21 protein-coding genes are annotated in these 25,501 nt (G+C 34.2%); 8 read left to right on the top strand and 13 right to left on the bottom strand.

Features of this window, described 5'->3' with window-relative positions:
• Positions 1–9: 9 nt before the first annotated feature.
• Positions 10–1,917: an acetate--CoA ligase gene (acs, locus tag BM239_RS10915; RefSeq protein ID WP_092208498.1), complete on the bottom strand. Its 1,908-nt coding sequence runs from the start codon at positions 1,915–1,917 to the stop codon at positions 10–12.
• A gap of 234 nt (positions 1,918–2,151) precedes the next feature.
• The gene (locus tag BM239_RS10910) at positions 2,152–3,525 is read right to left on the bottom strand and encodes an alanine/glycine:cation symporter family protein (protein ID WP_092208496.1); all 1,374 of its coding nucleotides are present in this window, start codon (positions 3,523–3,525) and stop codon (positions 2,152–2,154) included.
• Between the two features lie 186 nt (positions 3,526–3,711).
• Here BM239_RS10910 and BM239_RS10905 point away from each other — a divergent pair, with 186 nt between their 5' ends.
• Together BM239_RS10905 and BM239_RS10900 are read left to right on the top strand one after the other, a co-directional pair.
• Positions 3,712–4,239, top strand: coding sequence for a DUF4833 domain-containing protein (locus BM239_RS10905; RefSeq protein ID WP_092208494.1), 528 nt, complete (start codon positions 3,712–3,714; stop codon positions 4,237–4,239).
• A 257-nt stretch (positions 4,240–4,496) separates the two neighbouring features.
• Positions 4,497–5,171, top strand: coding sequence for a T9SS type A sorting domain-containing protein (locus tag BM239_RS10900; protein WP_092208492.1), 675 nt, complete (start codon positions 4,497–4,499; stop codon positions 5,169–5,171).
• Positions 5,172–5,246: 75 nt separating this feature from the next.
• On the opposite strand, the gene BM239_RS10895 is transcribed toward BM239_RS10900, so the two are convergent.
• The 3 genes from BM239_RS10895 to BM239_RS10885 all read right to left on the bottom strand — a co-directional run bounded on the left by BM239_RS10895 (position 5,247) and on the right by BM239_RS10885 (position 7,979).
• Positions 5,247–6,194 carry a phosphoribosylaminoimidazolesuccinocarboxamide synthase gene (locus BM239_RS10895; protein WP_092208490.1) on the bottom strand — a complete coding sequence of 316 codons (948 nt, stop codon included), beginning with the start codon at positions 6,192–6,194 and terminating at the stop codon, positions 5,247–5,249.
• 123 nt (positions 6,195–6,317) lie between these two features.
• Positions 6,318–6,830 carry a hypothetical protein gene (locus BM239_RS10890; RefSeq protein ID WP_092208488.1) on the bottom strand — a complete coding sequence of 171 codons (513 nt, stop codon included), beginning with the start codon at positions 6,828–6,830 and terminating at the stop codon, positions 6,318–6,320.
• 195 nt (positions 6,831–7,025) lie between these two features.
• Positions 7,026–7,979: a PhoH family protein gene (locus BM239_RS10885; protein WP_092208486.1), complete on the bottom strand. Its 954-nt coding sequence runs from the start codon at positions 7,977–7,979 to the stop codon at positions 7,026–7,028.
• Positions 7,980–8,089: 110 nt separating this feature from the next.
• Between BM239_RS10885 and BM239_RS10880 the strand changes: the two genes are divergently transcribed.
• From BM239_RS10880 to dnaN, 4 genes are all read left to right on the top strand, one after another.
• The gene (locus tag BM239_RS10880; RefSeq protein WP_092208484.1) at positions 8,090–8,926 is read left to right on the top strand and encodes an SAM hydrolase/SAM-dependent halogenase family protein; all 837 of its coding nucleotides are present in this window, start codon (positions 8,090–8,092) and stop codon (positions 8,924–8,926) included.
• Between the two features lie 3 nt (positions 8,927–8,929).
• Positions 8,930–9,226 carry a putative quinol monooxygenase gene (locus tag BM239_RS10875; protein WP_092208482.1) on the top strand — a complete coding sequence of 99 codons (297 nt, stop codon included), beginning with the start codon at positions 8,930–8,932 and terminating at the stop codon, positions 9,224–9,226.
• A 143-nt stretch (positions 9,227–9,369) separates the two neighbouring features.
• Positions 9,370–11,754 carry a gliding motility-associated ABC transporter substrate-binding protein GldG gene (gene gldG, locus BM239_RS10870; protein WP_092208480.1) on the top strand — a complete coding sequence of 795 codons (2,385 nt, stop codon included), beginning with the start codon at positions 9,370–9,372 and terminating at the stop codon, positions 11,752–11,754.
• 131 nt (positions 11,755–11,885) lie between these two features.
• Positions 11,886–13,004 carry a DNA polymerase III subunit beta gene (dnaN, locus tag BM239_RS10865; RefSeq protein WP_092208478.1) on the top strand — a complete coding sequence of 373 codons (1,119 nt, stop codon included), beginning with the start codon at positions 11,886–11,888 and terminating at the stop codon, positions 13,002–13,004.
• A gap of 114 nt (positions 13,005–13,118) precedes the next feature.
• Here the strand turns inward: dnaN and BM239_RS10860 are convergent, their stop codons facing one another.
• From BM239_RS10860 to BM239_RS10830, 8 genes are all read right to left on the bottom strand, one after another.
• Entirely contained in the window at positions 13,119–13,457 is a 339-nt protein-coding gene (locus BM239_RS10860) for a DUF4870 domain-containing protein (protein WP_092208476.1), read from the bottom strand.
• A 233-nt stretch (positions 13,458–13,690) separates the two neighbouring features.
• Positions 13,691–14,131, bottom strand: coding sequence for a heavy-metal-associated domain-containing protein (locus BM239_RS10855; protein WP_092208474.1), 441 nt, complete (start codon positions 14,129–14,131; stop codon positions 13,691–13,693).
• Positions 14,132–14,166: 35 nt separating this feature from the next.
• On the bottom strand, positions 14,167–15,939 hold the full coding sequence (locus BM239_RS10850) for an efflux RND transporter periplasmic adaptor subunit (RefSeq protein ID WP_092208472.1): 1,773 nt from the start codon (positions 15,937–15,939) through the stop codon (positions 14,167–14,169).
• 4 nt (positions 15,940–15,943) lie between these two features.
• Positions 15,944–18,445 (bottom strand): heavy metal translocating P-type ATPase, encoded by a 2,502-nt coding sequence (locus BM239_RS10845; protein ID WP_092208470.1) that lies wholly within the window; start codon positions 18,443–18,445, stop codon positions 15,944–15,946.
• Positions 18,446–18,448: 3 nt separating this feature from the next.
• Entirely contained in the window at positions 18,449–19,672 is a 1,224-nt protein-coding gene (locus BM239_RS10840) for a TolC family protein (RefSeq protein WP_092208468.1), read from the bottom strand.
• Positions 19,669–19,857 (bottom strand): efflux RND transporter permease subunit, encoded by a 189-nt coding sequence (locus BM239_RS15560; protein WP_394333919.1) that lies wholly within the window; start codon positions 19,855–19,857, stop codon positions 19,669–19,671. The genes BM239_RS10840 and BM239_RS15560 overlap by 4 nt, the downstream gene beginning before the upstream one ends.
• Positions 19,858–19,892: 35 nt before the next feature.
• Positions 19,893–23,375, bottom strand: coding sequence for an efflux RND transporter permease subunit (locus BM239_RS10835; protein ID WP_394333918.1), 3,483 nt, complete (start codon positions 23,373–23,375; stop codon positions 19,893–19,895).
• 108 nt (positions 23,376–23,483) lie between these two features.
• Positions 23,484–23,897, bottom strand: a complete 414-nt coding sequence (locus BM239_RS10830) for an HYC_CC_PP family protein (RefSeq protein ID WP_092208466.1) — start codon at positions 23,895–23,897, stop codon at positions 23,484–23,486.
• Positions 23,898–24,104: 207 nt separating this feature from the next.
• Between BM239_RS10830 and cas1 the strand changes: the two genes are divergently transcribed.
• Complete coding sequence (gene cas1 / locus BM239_RS10825) at positions 24,105–24,989, top strand: type II CRISPR-associated endonuclease Cas1 (protein ID WP_092208464.1); 885 nt, start codon at positions 24,105–24,107, stop codon at positions 24,987–24,989.
• On the top strand, positions 24,980–25,309 hold the full coding sequence (gene cas2 / locus BM239_RS10820) for a CRISPR-associated endonuclease Cas2 (RefSeq protein WP_177209030.1): 330 nt from the start codon (positions 24,980–24,982) through the stop codon (positions 25,307–25,309). Before cas1 ends, cas2 begins: the two co-directional genes overlap by 10 nt.
• The last annotated feature ends 192 nt before the right edge of the window (positions 25,310–25,501 follow it).

Below are 25,501 nucleotides of genomic sequence, written 5' to 3'. Positions count from 1 at the left end.
TGTTGCAAATTAAAGCGCCTCATCAATAATATCCTGAACACATTCTGGATTCAACAGCGTGCTAATATCGCCTAAATTAGAAGTATCTTTTTCAGCTATTTTTCGCAAAATACGTCGCATTATTTTACCAGATCGTGTTTTAGGTAAACCTGCGGTAAATTGTATTTTATCTAGTTTGGCAATGGGTCCTACATGTTCGGTAATAATTTGATTGATTTCTTTTCGTAAATTAGTATGGTCCCGACTTTCACCAGATTCTTTTAGTGTAACATATCCGTACAGTGCATTACCTTTAATATCATGTGGAAAACCAACAATAGCAGATTCGGAAACTGCTGGATGTTCATTAATAGCATCTTCAATGGGTGCTGTGCCTAAATTATGTCCGGATACAATAATGACATCATCCACTCGTCCTGTAATTCGGTAATACCCTACTTCATCACGCAAGGCGCCATCACCTGTAAAATACATATTTTTATAAGCTGAAAAGTAGGTGTCTTTATACCGTTGATGATTGCCCCAAATTGTTCTGGCAATACTTGGCCATGGGAATTTAATGCACAATCTGCCATCTACTTGATTGCCTTTAAGTTCTTCGCCATTTTCATCCATTATACAGGGTTGCACACCTATAAAAGGCAAAGTGGCATAGGTTGGTTTGGTTGGTGTAACATATGGAAGTGGTGTTATCATGATTCCTCCCGTTTCGGTTTGCCACCATGAATCGATAATTGGGCTTTTACGTTTTCCTACATTATCATTATACCAATGCCAAGCTTCTTCATTAATGGGTTCACCTACGGAACCTAAAACTTTTAAAGATGACAAGTCATACTGCTCAATGAGTTCTGTTCCTTGTTTTGCTAATGCCCGAATTGCCGTTGGTGCTGTATAAAATTGTGTAATTTTATACTTTTGAACAATATCCCAAAAACGTCCAAAATCTGGATAACTTGGTACACCTTCAAACATCACTGTTGTTGCTCCATTACAAAGCGGACCATACACAATATAGCTATGGCCTGTAATCCAGCCAATATCTGCTGTACACCAATACACATCATTCTCTTTATACTGAAAAACATTTTTAAAGGTATAGGCTGTATAAACCATATAACCTGCTGTGGTATGCACCATACCTTTTGGTTTTCCGGTAGAACCAGAGGTGTATAAAATAAATAAAGGATCTTCAGCTTTCATAATTTCTGCCTTTCCATCTTTAGGTGCATTATCGAGTAAGGGTTGTAACCAAAAATCGCGACCTGCCTTCATGGTTATTTCTGAATGAATCCGTTTTATTACTAAAACAGATTTCACACTGTCACAGTCATTTAAAGCTTCATCTACAATACCTTTTAAATCGATGGTTTTGTCACCACGATAAGAACCATCTGCAGTTATTACAAGTTTACAATCTGAATCATTAATTCGTGTAGACAACGCTTTCGATGAAAAGCCAGCAAACACCACAGAATGTATAGCTCCTATTCTAGCACAAGCCAAGATTGAAACTGCTAATTCAGGAATCATAGGGACATAAATGCACACACGATCTCCTTTTTTTACACCTTGATTTTTAAGCACATGAGCCATTTGATTGACACGTTCATATAGCTGACGGTATGAAATATGTTCCGATGTTTCGTCTGGATTATTCGGTTCAAATAAAATAGCCGTTTTGTCTCCACGTGTTGCCAAATGCCTGTCTAAACAATTTTCGGTAATGTTTAATTCGGCACCTTCAAACCATTTTATTTCAGGTTTTGAAAAATCCCAACTTAAAACATTATTCCATTTTTTTCGCCATAAAAAATGCTCCTCTGCTATTTCTTCCCAGAAGTTTTCTGGCTCTCGAATGGATTTTCTATAAATTTGGTAGTACTCTTCTAAATGTTTGATGTGGTAGTTACTCATACTAAAAATTAATTATGTTGAAAAGATAGAACAAAGCCTAAAACAATCAAAAAAAATGGTATCAAAAAAAGTTAATAGAAGTTTACATTAATTTTCAATTTAGCCCCTTAAACTAGGCTGTATCTTGAAAAACACCCAACATTTCTATTCGTTTTAACGTTTTTTATTTGAGATAAAAAAAATACAATATCAGTTATAAGTTTTCTGAAAACGATATATTTTCAAACAGCTTTACTATTTATTAAACGTCCGAAAATGATAAGCTTTTATCTCCTTTATTACTCGTGGTGCTAGCATAAGTGTGGTAAACATCGTTGGAAAAGCCATGAGAGCAAAAAAGCCATCAATTAAGTTAATCATCATACTTAAAGAGGTGGTTGCACCTAAAATAATACTCACAATATACATGTAGTTATAATAATGTTTTTTATCGGCTCCAATTAAAAAAGACAAACATTTACTACCATAATAAGAGTATGAAAACAGTGACGAAATACTAAAAACGGCAATACAAATCAATAATAAATATTTACCAAATCCAGGCATAGCATTTCCAAAAGCGGAAGCCGTTAAGCTTACACCATTAGCATCCGTAGTTTGCCAAACACCCGTTACCAAAATTGCTAAAGCTGTTAGCGTACAAACCACCAAAGTATCTATAGCAGGACCAAGCATGGCAACCAACCCTTCACGAACCGGTTCAGACGTTTTAGCAGCTCCATGAGCCATTGGTGCTGTACCAATACCTGCTTCATTGGAAAACGCGCCACGACGGATGCCTAACAACATCAAGCCACCAATAACACCACCTAAAAAAGTGTCGCCTTTATAAAAATTCGCACTGAAAGCATCTGTAAAAATAAGCCCCAAATAGTTAGGCACTTTATCAAAATTAACAATCAAAATAATTAATACTGACACAAAGTACAATAACACCATGGCAGGAACCAATTTAGATGCTGTTTTACTAATTCTATTCAAACCACCTAAAATAACAACAGATGTTATAATAACCAACACAATTCCCACGGTTAAATTAGATTCAAAACCTATTTCTACACCATTTGGCCGTAATAAAATATCATTAATGGCTTGGGTTAATTGATTCACATTAAAAACAGGCAAGGCACCAACCAGACCACAGATACTAAAAAATACGGCTAAAGGTTTCCATGATTTCCCTAAACCTTCAGTAATAAAATACATGGGACCGCCTTGTAACTCGCCAGCACTATCTCTTCCTCGATACATAATGGCTAATGTTGATGTGAAAAATTTGGTAGACATACCAATTATAGCACTCGTCCACATCCAGAATACAGCACCTGGACCTCCAATAGAAATGGCAACGGCTACACCAGCAATATTACCCATACCAATGGTAGATGACAACGCTGTTGTTAACGCTTGAAAATGACTAATTTCCCCTGGATCGTCTGGATTATCATATTTACCACGTAGCACTTTAATGGCGTGCATAAAAAACCGAAATGGTAAAAATCGCGATAAAATTAACAAATAAATTCCACCACCAATGAGCAAAATAAGTAAAGGTAAACCCCAAGCAAACGAGGCAAAATCAGAAATATAGCGGTTGAGATGTTCCATAAATTAAATTGTAGTCATAAATGTAACAAAGTCATTACAATATTTAAGGAAATTTAAAAGTTTAAACATTGCTAGTTATTTGTTTTTTAGAATCTATGTATTAAAGTTTAACTTTGGTGATTGGTATTTAAAATAGTTGAAGATGTTTTTAAATATATAAATAATAAGCACTTAAGATTAATTATAATGAAGTTAGCCGTTATCCTTTACATCATTTGTTTTAGTTGTTCTATCTGTTTGGCACAAACTGGTTATCCAGAACCAAAAAAGACAGAAACACGACTATTTTACATACAGCATAGTAACAACCATAATACCTATGTATATGATGTTAATTTGAATGGTGATAAGATTGATAAATTAAAACCAATTGACGAATACCGCATTATCTACACAGAAAATGGCATAAAAAAACCATTAACAGGTTTGCAGGAAAAAATGGCCTATGGTATGACTCGCGTGGACACTAATCCAGATGTCTTAACGTTTCAATTGGCTGCTACCAATAATTTAAACCTTTACTTAATGCAAACAGAACCTGATAAGTATCGGATTTATGTAACTGTTAATAAGCGAAAAATGTATTTAGATAAGCTATTCGTTAAACTAAAAGACAGGTTTTTTGGAAGTGGCATTCAGGCTGAATATGTGCTCTTTTACGGAACCGATTTTAATTCGGGAAAATCGGTTACAGAAAAGTTGGATATGAATTAATTATCTGGTTAACAATTTTTTAAAACAACTAGTCTTAAGAGTGGCACCAACCTAAAATTTTCTGCCATTTTTCTTTTAATTGTCAACATTAAAGTTTTTAAATGAAAATTTTCTATTAAAATGTTTATCATGATAAAAAAGACTTAAAGCTTGTAAAAAAAATAAATATACACGTATTTTACACCTGCAACAAAGTGTAACTTTAAGCAAATAATTAAACCTACTAATTTTAATATTGTAACCCCAAATCTATTATTATGACAAAAAATTACCTAACGTTTTTATTTTTATTATTCTGCATTTATAACATGAATGCACAGATTACGTTTCAAGGCTGTACGAATAACGCTTTGGGAAATCAGAATTTTGTATTGTCGGCTACTGGAACAACTTCAGACGCTGGAACAATTAGAAATACATACGAGAGCACACCAAGTAATTTTACAACCAGCTGCCCTGCTGGAGTTTGTGAAATACGAATTATTTGGAATAGCACTGCATCAAGATGGGAAGTACAGTTAGATAATGATGGGCCTTTAGGTTCACCTGATTATTCTACAGCTGTTTTGTATTTTAACACGACACCTTCAGTTCCAAATCCACCAGATTTAACGCTGGGCACATGGCAAGATGCTGGTTTTTGTCCTATTCCAATTACAACCTTAACCGGAGATGTACAGAGTAGCACCTTAAGCGTAAACAGCTTTAATTTAGAGCAAGAATTTAAAATTTACCCGAATCCTTCAAACGATTTTATTAAAGTGCTTGGTTTAAATAACACAGAAGCCTATTCTATATACAATATTGTTGGTTTTCAACTTAAAAAAGGTGAAGTATCCAATAACGAAAGCATTAATGTTAAAAACCTAGCTAACGGAATATACTTGTTAAGGTTTAAAAATGGAAAATCTTATAAATTCATTAAAAAGTAAACACCAATATTTACCTACAAAAAAAACCTTGCTTATTTCAGCAAGGTTTTTTTATGGCTCCTTCCTATCTTCAAATTAACCATTTAAATAAGCTTCCACATGCGTTTTAATACGATTCTGAATATCCGTTACATCACCTTTTACAAAAGTTTCACCTGTAATATTTTCATATAATTCAATATAACGCTCACTAACGGTTTGAATATAATCATCACTCATTTCAGGAACAGTTTGACCTTCTAATCCTTGAAAATTATTAGCAATTAGCCACTGACGCACAAATTCTTTAGAGAGTTGCTTTTGAGCTTCGCCTCTATCTTGACGTTCTTGATAGCCATCTGCATAAAAATAACGTGAGGAATCTGGTGTATGAATTTCATCAATCAAAACAATTTGTCCATCTTGTGTTTTTCCAAATTCATATTTGGTGTCTACTAAAATGAGCCCTCTAGAAGCGGCTATTTCAGAACCACGCTGAAATAATTTGCGGGTGTAATCCTCTAAAACACTATAATCCGCTTCAGAAACAATACCTTTTTTAAGAATGTCTTCCCGTGAAATATCTTCATCATGATCTCCCATGTCTGCTTTAGTAGCTGGTGTAATTATCGGGTTTGGAAATTTATCGTTTTCTTTCATGCCTTCTGGCATAGTCACACCACAAAGCATCCGTTTTCCTGCTTTATATTCACGAGCAGCATGACCAGACAAGTACCCACGAATAACCATTTCTACTTTAAAAGGCGTGCATAAATGTCCAACCGCTACATTTGGATCTGGTGTGGCAATTAGCCAGTTTGGAACCAAATCTTCTGTAGCTTGCATCATTTTAGTAGCAATCTGATTTAGAATTTGCCCTTTATACGGAATTCCTTTTGGCATAACCACATCAAAAGCGCTTAACCTATCTGTTGCAACCATAACTAATTGCTCATTGTTTATATTATAAACTTCTCGAACTTTACCTTTATAAAGGCTTTTCTGTCCTGGAAAATTAAAATTGGTATCTGTAATGGTATTCATGTGAAATGGCCTGTTAGTGTTTAAGCAAAAGTAATTTGTTTATTAAAATGAAACAAATCTAAATAAAAAAAGGAGAACACAATCGTTCTCCTTTAAGTCTATTAATTTTAATTCTTTTTATTATTAGTTAAATCGGATATTATAGGTAACACCTACACCTACATTCTGGATATTAACATCATTTTCTGCGAAAGTGTTTTGATAATAGGCGTAAAAGTTCCAATCGCGATTATGATATCCTATTTGAGGATTTACATACAGGCCTCCTGCGTTATCATCAATATTAGCTAAAAACCCATAACCTACGTCAGCACCAAAAAACAAGCCGTCTGGTGTAAAGTAATATCTAAAAAAACCAGCAGCTGGAATCACGCCAAAATCTTCAAAATCATCTTTACCAAAATAATGGGTATATCCAGAAGCTAAACCTATAGCTATATTTGGGTTAAATAGGTATTGACCTCTTATGTCGGCTCCTAGCGCAAATGATGACACATCATTAGCATCACCCACTGGTATGCCTCCTGTTAAACCCACTTTTAACCAAGAATTATCTGGTGTTAATTCCACATCATCATCTTGAGCGAAAAGGGGACTTAATCCTAATAAAGCTACTACTAAAAATATTTTTTTCATGGTATCTGTTTTTTATGATTAGACATCAAAGGTCAATAACTCTTGAAGAATTATGTTATAATATTTTAGGCTATATTTATATAATTATATGAAAATTCGCACAACAAACTAATTATCAGCACATTATGGGCTCTCACTAAAAAAAGCCAGTTTTTCTGATAAAACTGGCTTACTAAAGTTGACTGTTTAGGGTAATTAGTCTACATTTTCGATACTCTTGTACGCTTCAATAACTTTTTTAACTAATTTATGGCGAATGACATCCTTATCGTCTAAAAATATCATACCAACACCCTCAACATTCTTTAAAATTAATAAGGCTTCTTTCAAACCAGAAATGGTACGTCTTGGTAGGTCTATTTGTCCAGGATCGCCTGTTAAAAGGAATTTGGCATCTTTACCCATTCGTGTTAAAAACATTTTCATTTGAGCATGTGTGGTATTCTGACCTTCGTCCAAAATAACAAAAGCATGATCCAAAGTTCGCCCTCTCATAAAAGCTAAAGGGGCAATTTGAATGGTGCCATTTTCAATATAATGTGCTAACTTTTCTGGAGCAATCATATCACGCAAGGCATCATAGAGCGGTTGCATATAGGGATCTAATTTTTCCTTTAAATCGCCTGGGAGAAATCCTAAATTTTCACCAGCTTCAACAGCAGGACGTGTTAAAATAATCCGTTTTACTTCTTTGTTTTTTAATGCCCGAACCGCTAAGGCTACACCTGTATACGTTTTTCCAGTTCCTGCAGGTCCAATAGCAAAAACCATATCGTTTTTACGCATGCTCTCAACCAATTTACGTTGGTTGGCAGTTTGGGCTTTAATTAAACGACCGTTTACACCGTGTACAATAACCTCACCACTACTAGGACTCGTTTCATAGTCAGCTTTACTCTGACTGGTTAGCACACGTTCTATAACATTTTCATCTAACTTGTTGTATTTCATATAATGCTCCATGAGCATGTTGAAACGTTTGTCAAATTCTTCAAGTAAGTCTTCATCACCATAAGCTTTAATTTTATTCCCTCTGGCAACAATTTTTAATTTTGGATAATACTTTTTAAGGAGTTCTATATTAACGTTTTGTGCACCAAAAAAATCCTTTGGTGATACGTCTTCAAGTTCAATTATGATTTCGTTCAAAAGCTAGGCGATTTAATTAAATTAATCTATTTAGTTTTATTAGTTTTGTGTTTAAACAAAAATACACTTTTTTAATAGGTATTAGGTTAAAAAAATATCAACAATTCTAAATGGCAATCATTACATTAACAACAGACTTTGGTGAAAGAGATCACTTTGCTGGTGCAACCAAAGGTGCTATTTATAGCGAATTACCTGATGTAAAAATTGTTGATATCTCCCATTCTATTTCGCCTTTTAGCATTCCTGAAGCCGCTTATATTATTTTAAACGCTTATAGTAGTTTTCCTAAAGGCACTATTCATATCATAGGTGTCGATTCGGAGCTAAATCAAGAAAACAAGCACATAGCTGTTAAATTAGATGGCCACTATTTTATTTGTGCCAATAATGGCATTATGAGTATGATATGTGCCGAGATAGCAGCTGAAAAAATTGTGGAAATAAACATTCACGATAAAATTATTTCTAGTTTTCCAGTTTTAGATGTGTTTGTAAAAGTGGCCTGCCATATAGCTCGTGGTGGTACTCTAGAGGTTATTGGAAAAGTAATTGATACCATTAAACCTATTAAAAACATGATTCCCTTTATTAATGATGAACGCACGCAAATAATTGGCCACGTGATTTATATAGACAACTATGGGAATGTCATTACAAACATTAAACGTGCTTTTTTTGAAAAAGTTCAATTAGGACGCCCTTTTGAAATATCTGCAAGAAATAAGACGTTTAACAAAATCTATAATAAATATAGTGATGTAGTAGACTTTAGTAAAGCACCTGAAACACGTAATATAGAAGGTCATAGAATGGTTGTTTTTAATTCATCCAGTTATATAGAAATAGCTGTATATAAAAGCAACCCTAACACTACTGGTAGCGCGTCATCCTTATTAGGGTTGGAGCTTATGGATACCGTTACTGTTAATTTTTTAAAAGAATAAACTATGTTTGTACGCATTGTTAAACTAGGTTTTGAAGAGAAACATATAGAGACATTTGTAGCCAATTTTCATAAAAATAAACGCGCAATTCGCAATTTTAAAGGCTGTGAATTTTTAGAACTTTATCGTGATAAAAACAAAACAAATGTGTTTTTTACGTATAGTTATTGGCAAAGTGAGACGGATTTAGAGAACTACAGACATTCTGATTTATTTAAAAGTATTTGGGCAGTAACCAAGCCCATGTTTAATATGAAACCCGAAGCTTGGAGTGTGGATAAGTTAGAAACGCTTGAGTAGTGAATAGAGAATAGTGAATATGATTTTTAAAAAAGACAACATAAAAAAATACATTTTTTTTTACGCACCACTCACACCTAATACCTAATACCTAATACCTAATACCTAATACCTAATACCTAATACCTAATACCTAAAATAACATGTTTGCAATCCTTAAAAAAGAAATAAATGCCTTCTTCGCCTCATCGATTGGCTATTTAGTGATTGCCATTTTCCTAATTTTAAACGGTCTATTTTTGTGGCTTTTTATTGGTGAATTTAATATTCTAGATAACGGTTTTGCCGATTTGTCCAGCTTCTTTTTATTAGCACCCTGGATTCTGTTGTTTTTAATTCCTGCTGTTACCATGCGAAGTTTTTCAGACGAAAAAAAACAAGGCACGCTGGAGTTGTTAGTTACCAAACCCATTAGCTTATTTAAAATTGTATTAGGCAAATATTTTGGCGCATTTTTATTAATAATTTTGGCCTTACTTCCTACCCTACTCTACGTTTACACGGTTTATCAATTAGGAAATCCCGTAGGAAACATCGACTTTGGGAGTACCTTTGGCTCCTATTTAGGCTTGTTGTTTTTAGCTGCAGCCTATACAGCAATAGGTGTTTTTTCATCTAGCTTAACGGACAATCAAATCGTTGCGTTTATCACGGCTGTATTTCTGTGCTTCTTTTTTTATATTGGTTTAGAAGGTATTGCCGATTTCTTGTCCAGCAGTTTTATAGACCAAATTGGCATGAATGCGCATTACAAAAGCATCAGTCGTGGTGTTATAGATACGCGCGATTTAATTTACTTTATTAGCATTGTTTTACTTTTTCTCGTTCTTACAGTTCGGCATATAAATACCAAACCTATTGGTAAGAAAGACCTAGCCATACTAATTTTACTTCCTTTAGGCTTATTAGTACTAAATATATTTACACATGGTTTTTATAAACGTTTTGATGTAACAAAAGACAAACGCTACACCTTAAGTCAAGCCAGTACTGCTATTATAGAATCCGTTAACTCGCCAATTGTTATTGATGTTTTTTTAGATGGTTCCAATCTACCTTCCGAATTCAGACGCTTACAAACGGAAACCCGACAATTATTGGAAGAATTTAAATCGGAAAATAATCAAATTCACTTCAATTTTATTAATCCACTTGAAGATATTGAGACGCGCGAGCAGAACATCCAGCAATTAAACCAACGTGGTTTAAAACCCATGCAAGTTACCGTTCAAGACGCTGGAAAATCCAGTCAAGAAGTTATTTTTCCTTGGGCTCTAGCTAGTTATAATGAAGTAACCGTTAAAATTCCATTAATTAAAAATAAAATTGGCGCTGATGTGCAAGAATTAGCTAGCAATTCCATTCAACATTTGGAGTATGCGTTTGCAGATGGGTTGAGCAAATTAACAAATCCAAAACGTCGTAAAATTGCCATTCTTAAAGGAAATAATCAGTTGCAAGACGCACAAATTTTCGACTTTGCTAAAACTATAAAAGACTATTATTACCTAGCAGCTTTTACCTTGGATAGCGTTCAAAACGCACCACAAAAAACGTTGGTCGATTTAAAAACCTACGATTTAATTATCTCCGCCAAACCAACCGAAGCCTTTACCGAAGCTGAAAAATTGGTGTTAGATCAATTTACCATGTCTGGAGGAAAAAGCCTTTGGTTGCTGGATCGTGTGGCTATTGAGCAGGACAGTCTATTTAACGCAGCAGGTAAAAATATAGCTATTGCACGCGATTTAAATTTAACCGATTTCTTTTTTAAATACGGTTTACGTGTAAATCCAGTATTAATAAACGACCTCTACTCCGCACCGATTACATTGGCTACTGGAGATGGCAGTCAGTCGCAATTTCAACAATTACCTTGGTATTATTCACCTTTAGTTAATGCCACATCTAAACATCCAATTGTTAATAATTTAAACTTAATTAAGTTCGATTTTGCCAATCAGATTGACACACTTAAAAACGATGTTCAGAAAACCATTTTACTACAAAGCTCCATACTTACCAAAATAGATGGAACACCACGTGAGGTGAGTTTAGACATGACAAACGAAGAGCCAAACCCTAATAATTATGTAAATGGATTTCAAAATTTGGCCGTCTTGTTAGAAGGGAATTTTACGTCTGTATATAAAAATAGAGTCAAACCTTTTACCATTTCAGATGCTAAAAACGAAAGTAAGCCAACCAAAATGATTGTCATTGCCGATGGCGATGTCATTAAAAATGACGTTGGTAGAAATGGCCCTTTGGAATTAGGATTCGATCGATGGACAGGACAAGAATATGGCAACAAGGATTTTTTACTGAATGCCGTAAATTACCTGCTAGACGATAGTGGACTTATAAACATTCGCTCAAAAGATATTTCTTTGGCCTTTTTAGACTATCAAAAAGTATCGGACAAAAAAACCAAATGGCAGCTTATAAATATAGTCTTACCGCTAGTGTTTTTAGCGGTTTTCGGAATTTTATTTAACTTTTTTAGAAAACGAAAATACACGAAATAACACCCTAATTTATTAAGCTAACTCCCGTTTTTAACAGTAATGATTTGTTAATAAGTTTGTTTCCTATATTAATTGGTTTAGGATATATTTGTATGATTAACTTTTTGAACGCATAAACGTATTTTACATAGATGAAATTTATAGTATCAAGTACCTATTTACTGAAACAATTACAAGTTCTTGGTGGTGTTATTAACAGTTCAAACACCTTACCGATTCTAGATAATTTTTTATTCGAATTAAACCAGTCTGAACTTATTATTTCTGCAAGTGATTTAGAAACAACCATGTCTTCTAAATTAGAAGTAGAAAGTGATAATAGTGGCAGCGTAGCTGTACCAGCAAGGTTGTTATTAGATACCTTAAAAACATTTCCTGAACAGCCTTTAACCTTTGTAGTTGAAGACAATAACACAGTTGAAATTAGCTCTAATCATGGTAAATATGCATTAGCATATGCAGATGGTGCCGAGTTTCCTAAACCAGTAACGCTAGAAGATGCCTCATCTACCACATTAAATGGTGATATATTAGCTACCGCCATTAACAAAACCATCTTTGCAGCAGGAAATGATGATTTACGACCCGTAATGAGTGGTGTGTTTTTTCAGTTTTCTACAGAGGGTTTAACCTTTGTAGCTACAGATGCACACAAACTGGTAAAATATGCGCGCGCAGATGTACAAGCAACAGAGGTAACAGAATTCATTATGCCTAAAAAACCTTTAAATTTATTAAAAGGCATTTTAGCAGCTAGTGATGATGATGTAACCATTGAATATAACGATTCAAATGCGAAGTTTACCTTTGAAAATGTAGAACTAATTTGCCGATTAATTGATGGAAAATATCCAAACTATGAAGCGGTAATTCCAAAAGAAAACCCAAATAAACTTGTTATAAATAGAAATCAGTTTTTAAACTCGGTTCGTCGTGTGAGTATTTTTTCAAATAAAACAACACACCAAATTCGTTTAAAAATTGCTGGTGCCGAATTAAATATTTCTGCTGAAGATATTGATTACTCAAACAAAGCCGAAGAGCGTTTAACCTGCGATTATCAAGGTGACGATATGCAAATTGGTTTTAACTCGCGTTTCTTAACCGAAATGTTGAATAACCTAACCAGTGACGATGTACAATTGGAAATGAGCTTACCAAATCGTGCAGGTATTTTAACACCTGTTGATGGGTTAGATGAAGGCGAACAAGTAACCATGTTGGTCATGCCGGTGATGCTTAATAGCTAAAAAAAAAATCGCTATGTCGCGATTGTAATAGTTTTTAGAAGGATAAAATAATAATATAAAAAACCACGACTTGATAGCTGTGGTTTTTTTTTAAAACATATCTCTTTATATAATTTATTTCAAAAACGTAATTGATAACGGGTAACTAATAGGTTCGCCATTACTTGCCTTAACGGCATTTATAATAGGAAAAACAAAAGCTATAATGCCAATCACAATCAACATAATAAAACCAAGACCTAATAATATAATGGCTGGAATACTTAAAATAGCATAAATAAAGATGCTTATTTGAAAGTTAATAATCTGCTTGCCTTGTTCGTCCAGTTTAAAAACCTTGTCTTTTTGGGTGACCCAAATTACAAGAGGTACAATGAGTCCACCAAAACCTGTTAGGTATGTTAAAAGCTGACTTAAATGTGTTAAAACTAAAAGTTGGTTGTCTTGTCTCATGATAATATATTTAAATGATTGATGTACTTATATGACGTGAGATTCCTAAAAATGTTACAGTAAGCGAATTTTACTTCCCGATACAGAATTTAATTATTCAGTATTAACAAAGCTTTAATCTAGATGAGGTACAAATATAGTAATTGAATTTTTAGAAAAGGAATCCTAAATACCGTTTCAAAATTAATATAATACAAAAGAGCCTTCCGAAAAAGACTCTTTTAAAATGGTATTTAATGATCGTGATTAGAATGGTCTTCCGATTTCATTTCACCTGACTGATTCATCATCATGTCGTGATCGTATTGACAACAACCTGGTAAATCTTTATAGGCTTCATCACTTCCTGCCACTTTTTCGGTATCGTAACCTGAAGCTGCTATTGCCTTATGAATTGCCACTGCATCGGTTTTGGTATCATCAAAAGAGACATCGATTTTCTTTTTACCGACATCCCAATTGGCACTTGCAACACCTTCAACACTATTGGCTGCTTTTTCAATGGTGCTTTTACACATATCACAATTACCTCTTACTCCAAAAGATAAATCTGTCATTGTGATTTCTTTTGACACTTCTGTTGTTGTAGTTTCTTCAACTTTTTTAGTTTCGTTTTTACAACTTGTTAAACCTAATGCTGCTATTGCAACTACACTTAAAATTACTTTCTTCATTGTTAAAAATTTAATTGTTATTACTTGATTTATTATTATTTTATTACTTGTTTTACTTCACCACAGGTTAGCATGGCGCTACCAAAATATGGATTGATTACTTTTTCTTCTTTACTCAACCAATAAGCACCATTGTTGTTATCTGCCATTGGACAAAACTCTACATACACTTTTTCCTTAACTCCAAACAGTTGTACAGCATTTATTAAGTGTGATGATAGATATTTGAAGTGGCCTCTTTGTTCTTTTATATCTGACGTTTTAGAAATAGATGTCGCAGAAGATTGTATTTCTTTTACTAATGACATCCAATGTGTATGAGCATTATTGTCTGATAATAATTTCATATCAACTTTATCTAAATTTTCTAATAAACTTGTTGAATTAACTGAAGTAATTTTTGAATCTTCTTTTACTAAAGCATTTTTTAAATTGATATAGTCATAGTAAACAACTTTTAATTGTTCTTGGAATTTCTCTGACACTGTCAATCTTTGGTTCATATTAGTATGGTCACTTTCTTTTTTTGATGTCTTATTATCTATTCCTAAATGTCCTTCGTGACCAGTCATTACTTTGCCACCATCTTTATTCATCATTGATTTTTTACCTTGTAATTGAGCAGCTGCATCAACCGTAAAAGTTCCGTTAGTTACGATTTCATTTCCAACAAATAATCCTTCTAAAACTTCATATTCATTACCAATTTGATTACCTAAAACAACTTCACGCATTTCAAAAACGGTTTGGTCTGGATTGGTTTTTAAATAGACAACAGAGCGTTCACCTGTCCAAAGTACAGCAGATGCTGGAATTGCTAATACCTCATTATTACTACTTGCAACTCGCTCAATATTTGCGGTTACAAACATTCCTGGTTTAAACACATCATTTTTATTATTAAGCACCACACGTAAGGTTACTGTTCTTGTTTTGGTATTTAAAACTGGGTCAATGAAATCTACTTTACCTTTAAACTCTTTATTAGGATAAGCGTTTGTAGTCACTAAAACTTCTTTCCCCTTTTTAAATAAATCGATTTGATTTTCATAGACATCAAAGTTTGCCCAAACTGTATTGAGGTTTGCAATTTTAAGCAATGGTTGACCTTGTTTAATGTAATCGCCTTGTTCTACTAATTTTTCGGTAACTGTGCCTGAAACGGTTGCATAAACTGGAAAGTTTTCTTTTACTTTTCCAGTTTCTTCTATTTGATTAATTTGACTTTCAGAAAGTTTCCACAACTTCAATTTATTACGAACTGCCTTATATAATGTAGGTTGTGATTCCTTTAAAGAGGCTGCTGTAATGAGTTCTTGTTGTGCAGCATACAACTCCGGTGAATAAATGGTTGCCAACAATTGACCTTTGTTTACTTCCTCTCCTGTAAAGCTTACATTCAAACGTTCTATTCTACCCGAAAAGTAACTGACTTGTACTGCGTTTGCTTCTTCATTTTCAGCAATTTTACCAGATAATTTAATGGTGTTGCCATCAATATTTCCTTTGCCTACAACAGTTGTTTGAATATTGGCTAATGCCATCGCATTTTCAGTCAACTTGAATTGGTCTGCCAATAAACCATCTGCACTACTTTCGGCAGGAATTAAATCCATTCCACAAATAGGACAATCACCTGGTTCTGGTTGCATAATCTGTGGGTGCATTGAACAGGTCCACATTTGATTGGTTTCAGTTGTTTCCTTATGATTATGTTTTGCACTTTCATTGGACGAACCTCCAAATAGCAACCAACCCAACAACAACCCAACTACCAATATTCCGAAGTAAATTATATATTTTTTCATAGTGTTATATTTTAATATTTCTTAATCTTAATGCGTTTACTATTACTGAAACAGAACTAAAACTCATTGCTAATGCTGCTATCATTGGTGACAATAAAATGCCAAAAAATGGGAACAACACACCTGCTGCAATAGGCACACCTAAAGTGTTGTAGATAAGTGCAAAAAATAGGTTTTGCTTAATGTTCTTCATTACAGCATTACTTAAATTTTTTGCTTTTACAATACCGTGTAAATCGCCTTTTACTAACGTTATCATAGCACTTTCTATCGCTACATCTGTTCCTGTACCCATTGCAATGCCTACATCACTTTTTGCTAATGCTGGTGCATCATTAATACCATCACCTGCCATAGCAACTACTTTGCCTTCTTCTTGCAGTATCTCTACTTCTTTGAGTTTATCTTCTGGTAGCATACTGGCTTTGAAATCTGCCAAATTAAGTTCTGAAGCTACTGCTTGGGCTGTATCGTGATTATCGCCTGTAAGCATTATAACATCAATGCCTTTATCTTGAAGTGCTTTAATCGCTTTGGCACTTGTTTCTTTTATTTTATCGCCTATAACTACATACCCAACAACGGTTTCATCTATTGACAAATAAGAAACTGTTTTGCCTTGCTTTTGATACGTTTTAGCTTCGTCTTTCATTTTAGAACTAATATCTGCTTTGGCATATTCCATCATTTTAGGATTTCCTAATGCTATTTTTTTATCATTTATTATCGCTTCAACACCTTTTCCTGTGACAGCACTAAAGTTTTCAGATTTTATTGTTTCAGCGTTATGTTCTTTTCCATAATTAACAGTCGCTTCTGCCAAAGGATGTTCACTATTGGTATTTAATGAAACGATGTATTGTAATAGCTTTTTTTCTTTTAAAGTATCACTAAAAGCTCCTATTGTTTCTACCGTTGGTTTTCCTTCTGTAATTGTTCCTGTTTTATCAACTATAAGTGTATTTACCTTATCCATTTTTTCAAGAGCTTCGGCATTTTTAATCAATACACCATTTTGAGCACCTTTGCCCACACCAACCATTACAGACATTGGTGTTGCTAAACCTAAAGCACAAGGACACGCAATAATTAGTACTGCTATTGCATTCACAAACGCATACACATAAACTGGTTCTGGTCCCCAAATTGCCCAAACCATAAATGTGATAATAGAAATAAGAACGACTACTGGCACAAAATAACCTGATACCTTATCTGCTAAATTTTGAATAGGTGCGCGACTTCTACTGGCATCATTAACCATATGAATGATTTGAGATAAAAGCGTATCACTTCCTACTTTTTCCGCTTTCATCAAGAATGATTGATTCCCATTAATTGTTCCGCTACTTACTTTATCATCTTGAGATTTGTTTACAGGAATAGGTTCTCCCGTAATCATAGATTCATCAATAGTTGTTTCACCTTCAGTTATTACACCATCCACAGGAATTTTATCACCTGGTTTTACTTTTAGAATATCATTTAATTCTATCTTATCTATACTGACTTCAACTTCTTCACCATCTATTATTTTTATGGCTTTATTAGGTGCTAACTTTAATAATTCTTTTACTGCCGAATTGGTTTTGCTATGTGCACGCGCTTCTAACAACTGTCCTAAAAGCACCAAGGTTAGAATTACCGTTGCTGCTTCAAAATAGACGTGTACTGCACCTGATTCTGTTTTAAACTGTGATGGAAACACATCTGGAAATAACATACCAAAAACACTAAATAACCAAGCCACACCTGCACCAATCCCAATAAGTGTGAACATATTGAGGTTCCACGTTTTTATACTTCTATAAGCACGCTCAAAGAACATCCAAGTTGCATAAAACACAACTGGAATGGATAGTGCAAACTGAATCCAATTCCAATACTTCTGTTGCATTATATCGTACAATGGATTGTTATTGAGCATTTCGCTCATTGCGATTATAAAAATTGGTAAAGTGAAAACGGATGCTATCCAAAACTTCTTCAATAATTTTTTATAGGTCTTTTCTTCTGCTGAAACATCTGGTTGTATTGGTACTAAATCCATACCGCAAATAGGGCACGAACCTGCTTCATCTTTTACAACTTCTGGGTGCATTGGACACGTCCATTGTTCTGTTGTAGCTGTTGTTAGATTTTGTTCTTCAACCAAATCCATTCCGCAAACAGGACAATCGCCTGGTTCATCATAAGTTTTATCGCCTTCGCAATGCATAGGACAATAAAATGTGCCTGTGCCTTTTCCTTTGGGTTGCTCTTTCTTTTTATCTTCTAAATGGTGATGCTGTTCACCTTGTTTATGAATACTGTATCTGTCGCCATCCTTTTTTAAGGCTTCTTGAAACTTTTCTATAGGAATATGGGATTCCATTTCGATTGTAGCTTTTGCCTTTTCTAAATTGACTGTTGCTTTTGAAACACCTTTCACTTTAGAAAGTGTTTCTTCTACGTGAGTACGACAACCGTTGCAAGTCATTCCGTGTATGTGATATGTGTGTTTCATAATTTACTGAATTAAATAATTAATAATTGTGCTTTGCACATAGTAGCTCTTAATAGACTCTATTTGGTTCATTTGAAACTTTAATTGTAGTTCTTGAATATCCAAAACATCATTAAAATCTATCGTTCCTGTTTCGTAGCTTTTGATTAAGATGTCTTCTGCATCTTTGGCTTGTTTTAAGTTCTTGGTTTGCGTTGCATAACTTATTCTTGCAGAAATTCGTTCATTAATCGCTTTACTTAAAAGCGTTTCCAAAATGTTTAATCGTTCTTGTTTTTGAGCTGTTATTTCTTGCTGTTCTAACTCATTTTGCTTGGTTTGAGATTTGTACTTTTTGTTGAATATTGGAATTGACACTGATACCATTGGCATTACAATGTCTTTTCCATTATCACTAAAATTCATATCTGGTCTTTCGGAAACATTAATATAATCCAACCCAAAACCAATCATAGGACTGCTTTCTTTTTGATTTAGTAATTCTGATTGTTCAATGGATTGGTAGAGTTTTTCATACTTCAATAATTCGGGATGTAATGCTAAATTTTTAGAAGTGATTTCAAAATCTTCTGAAGGCATAATTAAACTATCTACCACAGTAACAGCAATATCATTTTCTCTGTTTAAAAGATTATTAAGATTCGTTTGTTCTGCTAAAAATTGTTGATTTAAAACATCTTTTAGTTGTTGCATTTCGTTTTGACGCATTTGCAATCGCAACACATCTACAGCAGATGCTTTACCAACCTCAACAGATGTTAGTGCTAATGTCTCATAGGTTTCCAATAGTTTAATGTTTTCTGTTAGCACCCTTTGTTTCGCTTTGTTAGCGTATAAATTATAATAGGATTGTGATACAGAAGCCATCAATTTTCGCTTTGCAATAACGATGTCTTCATATTTTGCATCAGCTAATGAACTGACATAACTTTCTCTTGATGTAATTGTGCCAAACCACGGTAACATTTGTTTTGCTGATACTTTAAAGCGTTGCGCTCCTGTTCGGGTTTCTGGTTCACTTACGAAGTAACCCACGCCAAATTCAGTATTAGGAATCGTATTGACTTCATTTACTTTTTCTGAAACTCTTTTGTACTGTAACTCGAATTTTTGAATCTCGGGATTGTTTTCCAACGCTTCATTAATTAAAATTTCTAATTGTTGGGCGTTACCTTTGAGACAAAAGAGAATTGAAAAAAGAAAAAAGACTGTTTTTATATGTTTCATTTTGATGCTCTTTTAAGTTGAACTTCGGCTTTCCAGCTATATAAAACTGGTACAACAAATAAGGTGATTAAAGCGATTAACATTCCACCAAAACTTGGTATTGCCATCGGAATCATAATATCACTTCCTCGTCCTGTAGAAGTTAATACTGGTAATAATGCTAAAATGGTTGTAGCTGTAGTCATTAAACAAGGTCTGATACGTTTTTCTCCTGCTTCTACTATGGACGCTCTAATTTCCTTTTTGTTTCAGGTGAATTTCTATTGAAGGTTTGTGTTAAATAAGTTGCCATTACGACACCATCATCGGTTGCAATTCCGAAAAGTGCAATAAAACCGACCCAAACAGCAACACTCAAATTAATAGTATGCATTTGGAATAAATCGCGAAGATTTTCGCCAAAGACACTGAAGTTTAAAAACCATGATTGTCCGTACAACCAAATCATTAAAAAACCACCTGCAAAAGCAACTGCTATCCCTGTAAACACCATTAATGATGTACCCACCGAACGGAATTGGAAGTACAGAATAAAAAAGATGATAGCCAATGCTAATGGTACAACTACCGATAAGGTTTTTTCGGCACGTAATTGGTTTTCGTAAGTTCCTGTAAATTGATAATTGATACCTTTTGGCACAATTAACTCACCAGAATCTATCTTTTCTTGAATCAATGCTTGTGCATTTTCAACAACGCTTACTTCTGCAAAACCATCTAATTTATCAAACAGGACATAACCTACTAAAAAGGTGTCTTCACTTTTAATGACTTGTGGCCCTTGTTCGTAGCGAATGGTTGCTAATTCGCTTAAAGGCACAGGACTGCCTTTTTCAACTGGCACATAAATCTGTTGCAAGTCTGATGGGTTTGCTCTTAATTCTCTTGGGTATCGCACACGAACACCATAGCGCTCACGACCTTCAACCGTTTGTGTTAAAACCATACCACCAACTGCGACTTTTAATACATCTTGAACATCTTGTATTGAAATACCATATCGTGCGATTTTCTCTCTATCAATATCAATTAACAAATAGGGTTTACCAACGATACGGTCTGCAAAAACAGCTTCTTTTTTAACACCTTCGGCTTCCTTGATAATGTTTTCTAATTGCACTCCAAACGCTTCAATTTGCTTTAAGTCTTGACCTTTTACCTTTATTCCCATAGGTGCTCGCATTCCTGTTTGAAGCATTACCAATCGGGTTTCAATAGGTTGTAGTTTTGGTGCTGACGTAACGCCTGGTAATTTGGTAACTCTTACAATTTCATTCCAAATATCGTCTGGTGATTCGATTTCTGGTCGCCAATTGCGATAGTATTCACCATCGTCATCTTCAATTAGTTGAGAGCTTTTGACTTTGCTATAAGCAACATTTTTGGAATTATTAGGATTAGAAATAAAACGACCATCTTTTAATTCAAACAAACCATCCTCATTTAATTTGTAGCGTTGTCTTTCTCCATCTGCATTCAGCATATATTCTGGCTTATACTGAATGATATTCTCATACATAGATAGAGGTGCTGGGTCTAACGCTGATTCTGTTCTTCCTGCTTTACCAACTACCGTTTCAATTTCTGGAATACTGGCCACCGCCATATCTAATTGCTGTAAAACTCGTTTGTTTTCTTCTACGCCAGAATGAGGCATAGAGGTTGGCATTAGTAGAAATGAGCCTTCATTTAAGGATGGCATAAACTCTTTTCCTGTATTCTTCATTATGAAAAACCCTGCAATTACAATAGCTGTTGGTATAGATAGAAACAATAACTTATTATCTAAACACCACCTTAAAATACGTGTGTAATATTTGATGAATAATGAGAAAACACCTAATAAACCAAAACATATAACACTAACAAAAATGAGATTCCAGAAGATGCTTTTATCAACACCTAATGGTCTCCAATATTCTGCTAAAAGGAATACTATCGCAGATGCTGAAATAATGATATTGACAAGATTAGCTTGTTTGTCTGTTATTTTATTTTGAAGATTGAGAAGTGCTGTAATTCCAAAAGCTATCAAAATCAATCCTAACCAATACCCATAGACTATTGCTACGATACCTAAAGCTATTAAAACACCATTTAAAATAGTTTTAAATTTGGTTTTAATGCTTTTCTTTCTGAATAAAAATGCTGCAAATGGCGGGATTAAAAATAACGCGACAATAATGGATGCTGTTAAGGCAAAGGTTTTTGTAAAGGCTAATGGTCTAAATAATTTTCCTTCTGCACCAATCATAGTAAATACAGGAATGAAACTGATTATGGTTGTCATTACTGCGGTAACAATAGCGCCTGAAACTTCTGCTGTCGCATTATAAACTACTGTATTAATGGATTGTGTTCCATCATCTTCATCCAAATGCCTTATAATGTTTTCTGAAAGTATGACACCGACATCAACCATTGTACCAATAGCAATGGCAATACCAGATAATGCGACGATGTTTGCATCGACTCCAAAGAACTTCATAGCTATAAAAACCATTAAAACCGCAACAGGCAATAAGCCAGAGATTAACACAGAAGCACGTAGATTAAATACCATAATGATTATAACTAAAATGGTAATCAGTATTTCTAATGTTAAGGCTTCATTAAGTGTGCCTAAAGTTTCTTGAATCAATTCCGTTCTATCATAAAAAGGTACAATGGTTACTTGTGATGTTCTCCCATCTGCTAATACTTTTGAAGGTAATCCTGCACTTAATTCATTAATTTTTTCTTTTACATTATTAATGACTTCCATTGGATTTGCACCATAACGAGCCACAACAACAGCACCTACAACTTCCGCACCTTCTTTATCTAATAACCCACGTCGTGTTGCTGGACCTAAAGAGACTTTTCCAATATCTTTGATTCGTATGGCTGTATAATTTTCGGAAGTAACGACTGCATTTTCTATGTCTTCAATAGATTTCACATAACCTAAACCACGCACTAAATATTCAGCCTGATTAATCTCTAAAGTTTGTGCACCAATATCTTTATTACTCTCTTTAACTGCCTTTACAACTTGGTTTAATCCAATATTATATTGACGCATTAGTTCAGGGTTTACATCTACTTGATATTCCTTTACGTAACCACCAATTGAAGCCACTTCAGATACACCACTTGCAGAGGATAGCGCATATTTCACATAGTAATCTTGAATACTACGTAGCTCTTGTAAGTCCCAACCACCAGTAACGTTTCCGTTTTCATCACGTCCTTCAAGAGTGTACCAAAAAATTTGTCCTAATCCTGTGGCATCTGGACCCAAAGCAGGATTAACACCTTCAGGTAATAAACCACTTGGTAATGAGTTTAGTTTTTCAAGAATACGACTCCTACTCCAGTAAAATTCTATATCTTCTTCAAAAATGATATAGATACTTGAAAAGCCAAACATAGACGAACTACGAATGGTTTTTACGCCTGGAATACCGAGTAAAGAAGTCGTTAATGGATAAGTGATTTGGTCTTCTATATCTTGTGGCGAACGACCATCCCACTTTGTAAATACAATTTGTTGATTTTCTCCGATATCTGGGATGGCATCAACAGCCACAGGATTACTTGGTAAAAATCCAGTATACCAATTGAAAGGTGCGTTTACAGTTCCCCATCCAACAAAAAGTGCAAGTAGCAGAACTGCAACGAGTTTATTCTCTATTAAAAATTTGATTGCTTTATTAAGCATATAGTTTGATTATTAAACAGTTAGACATTGATGTTGAGAAAACACCGAATACAACAATTTATCCTTATGACACACAGCCATAGGATAAAACAGTCTAAAATTTAAAAATCAAATTAAATACGTCTCGTCAATCTTGAAGATTTGCCTGACAACGAGTGGTGGTTTGTAGTCTTCGTAAGAAGAAACATTACTATCTAAACCTTCGAAAAGGTTAATATAGGTATAAACAAATGAAGCAATGAATACCTGTTGCTTAAACGTAATTTTGTCAACTTGCAGTTGTAGTTCGTCTTGACCATCAACAACTAATTGTTCATCATCACAACAATTCTTTTTGGTGATAGAACATCCTTCGGTAGACGGTTTTTCCATGTCCATACCGCAACCTTTGGCTTTATGGAAAATAGCTGTTTCTACTAAAGTATCGCCACAATAATGCATATTCATAGTAAATGACATTGTAGAGCATAACACGACAAAAGCCATGGCTAAAGACATTATTTTATGGAATACTTGCTTCATACTAATTGCGAAGTTACGAAAATTTTACAACACACTGTTTTGTTTAAGAGAAGTTTAAAGCTTTTAGTGGCAACTCGAATCTACTAAAAGCCTTTAAAACCAGTTCACAATATGATTTTATTATTAACCCGGTTTAAAGCAAAAAGTAGTAATTATTTTTAAATCACTATTTTAGTTAAACAACTCATTAAGATTTACATAAATCATATGCTAAAAAAATCAATTCTCATTGAGAAAAAAAGTAAGATAACAGTCAAAAATCTACAACTACTTATTAAAAGTGAAACCCGTGAAGCATCCATTCCAATTGAAGATATTGGATTTCTTATAATAGACAATCCAGAAGTCTATATTAGTATTACCGCTTTAAATTTACTCATAGAAAACAACAGCGCGGTAATTATATGTGGAAAAACACACTTACCAAATGGTTTATTTCTAAATTTAAACAGCCATCACATCCAACAAGAACTATTCAAAAATCAAATAAACGCAAGTCAACCATTAAAAAAACAACTTTGGCAACAAACCGTTAAAGAGAAAATTATAAATCAAGGATTGCTATTAAAGCAAATAACGAAATCCAAAAACAACTTTGAATTTTTAGCAAGTAAAGTAACTAGTGGTGACTCTACAAACATGGAAGGTGTTGCAGCCAGTTTTTATTGGAAATCATTTTTTGAGCAGGATTTTAAACGCGAACGTTTTGGAGATTACCCAAACAATTTTTTAAACTATGGATATGCAATTCTAAGAGCAGCCATCGCTAGAGCATTATCAGGAAGTGGTTTGTTAAACACATTAGGCATCCATCATAAAAATAAGTACAATGCCTTTGCTCTTGCCGACGACATTATGGAACCGTTTCGTCCCATAATTGATGAAGCAGTTCATACCATTATGCAACACTATGATGAACAAGAACTAAATACAGAAATTAAATCGGTACTATTACAAACCCTCACAAGAACAGTGTATTTTAAAAATGAAAAAAGTCCACTAATGGTGGCACTCCAAAAAACAGCCAGTTCTTTACAACAGTGTTATACAGGAAAACGAAAGAAAATAAAGTATCCTAAATTATGGAACTAAACGGTTATAGAATTATGTGGTTATTTGTATTTTTCGATTTACCAACCGACACAGCCAAGGACAGACGTAATGCTGCTGGGTTCAGGAAAAACTTGCTAAAAGACGGTTTTAATATGATGCAGTACTCCGTTTACATGCGGCATTGCGCAAGCAGTGAAAGTGCAGATGCACATGAAAAGCGAATAAAACGGCTATTACCGCCTTTTGGAAAAGTAAGCGTTTTGCGCATTACCGATAAACAATTTGGGAACATCATGAACTTTTGGGGCAGAGCGGAAGTCCCTAAAGAACCTACTCCAACACAATTGGAATTGTTTTAATTTATAAAAATATGTAGTAAATTTGGTTGGCCGTTTGAGGATGGCCCTGACTAAAAAGGGTGCTCGGTATCATTAATAAATCTCCCTTTTTCCTTTCCATAAAGATTTAAAACAAAAAAACGCTTCAATCTTGCCCTATCACTGCAAAAAAGAAGCGTTTTTTTAAACGATATTTCACTTTAATTTATTGAC

Source organism: Algorimicrobium echini (assembly GCF_900115185.1).
In the GTDB taxonomy this organism is placed as follows: Bacteria; Bacteroidota; Bacteroidia; order Flavobacteriales; family Flavobacteriaceae; genus Algorimicrobium; species Algorimicrobium echini.
Note: the sequence above shows the minus strand (reverse complement) of the source record. Positions and strands in the feature narration are given on the sequence as shown.